Annotated in this window: 1 protein-coding gene; it reads left to right on the forward strand. The window is 58.4% G+C overall.

Annotation, left to right across the window (positions count from 1 at the left end):
- The coding region (locus C3Y15_RS31360) for a DUF2345 domain-containing protein (RefSeq protein WP_208328115.1) at window positions 1-1,618 on the forward strand (1,618 nt) is incomplete at both ends.

A 1,618-nucleotide genomic window follows, 5' to 3' on the forward strand; every position in this document is an offset into this window, starting at 1 on the left:
ATGGGATGCGCGAGCAAGCCGATATTTTGGTGTCGGAGGCGTGCGCTGGCTCGATGCCGGTTCGCGGTTTGTGTTGAACGGACATCCCCGCCACGAAGGCGGTGATGCGAAGAAGCGAGAGTTTCTGGTGATCGAGGCACGTTGGTTCATCGAGAACAATGTGCCGATTGGCCAGCAGACGGCCGAGTTTCCGCAGAGCCTTCGCGCAACGCTGGCCGAGCAGCAGGCGATCCACAGTGAGCGCTTTAAGACGCCTGGACATGCTGCGGATGGTTCAGCCGGATTTTTCGTGATCGAAGTCGAGGCGCAACCCACGGCAGTCGAATACCGGAGTCCGCTGGATCATCCGAAGCCGATCATGTCGATCGAACACGCGCTTGTCGTGACGCCCGATGGCGCCGAAGCATGGACGAACGACCGGAATCAGATCAGGGTGCATTTCGCATGGGACCGCAAGAATCCACCAGACGCTTTCACCTCCTCGCCATTGCTGTCATCGCTTCAATCGGATACTGGGAACGGTTATGGAGCGGTTCATGTTCCGAGGGCGCGGGAATGGGTCATCGTCGGCTACTGGAACGGCGACTGTGACAAGCCGTTCGTATTAGGGCGTATCAACGGAGGCGCAACCCCATCGCCATGGCATTCAAACGCATTGTTGTCCGGGTTTAAGTCCGAGGGATTCGGAAAGACAGGAGCATACAACTCCTTTGTCCACGACGATTCCACTAATCAAGGCGGCACACGCCTGGTCAGCTACACCGGCAAGAGCTATGCGGCGCTGACGCAGGGCTACCTGATCAAGCATGAGGGCAACACGCGCGGGAAGTATCTGGGCGCCGGTTTCATCCTGCACGCCGACGAGTTCGGTGCAGTTCGCGCCAGCAAGGGATTGTCCATCAGTGCGCATTCGAAATCCTACGACGACGAACAGATGGGCGTGGATGAGGCGCGGTCGCAGTTGCAGCAGGCGGGGATGTTGGTCGAATCGCTATCTAGCGCAAGCACAACCGCTCAGGCGGAATCGCTGCAAACCGGACAGGATGCGCTAAAAGCGTTGTCGAAGGACATCCAGCACCCAGTGTCGGGCGATACGTCGGGTGGCGTGACTGCAGGTGGCGGTACCGGCAGCGCCAACGGATTTTCGCAGCCGAACATATTGGTATCGACGCCGAAGGACATCGCTTTGGTTGCGGACAACTCGACGCATATCGTGGCCGAGAAAGAGATCAACGTCGTCAGCAACGAGAACACGTATATGGCGACCGGCAAGTCGCTCGTCGTGGCGGCTGCGGAAAAGGTGAGCTTCTTCGCCCAGAAGCTCGGAGCGTTCTTTGTGACGGCTAAAGGTCCGATCAAACTGTCGGCCAACACGGATGACGTGAACGTCAATGCCGGTAAAGATGTGACCGTGAAGGCCAAGCGTATTGTGCTCGATGCCGATGAAATCATCATCAAGGCGGGCGGTTCGTACACCCGGTGGGTCGCTGCTGGCATTGAAGACGGCACGCAAGGTCCGCGCACGATCAAATCGGCGTCGCTCAGCCGTCAGGGGCCGAGCTCGATTGCGCAGCATATGAACAGTCTGCCGCAAGCCAAGTTCAACGATCCGTATGTG

The organism is Burkholderia sp. B10, assembly GCF_004368385.1.
Lineage (GTDB): Bacteria > Pseudomonadota > Gammaproteobacteria > Burkholderiales > Burkholderiaceae > Burkholderia > Burkholderia vietnamiensis.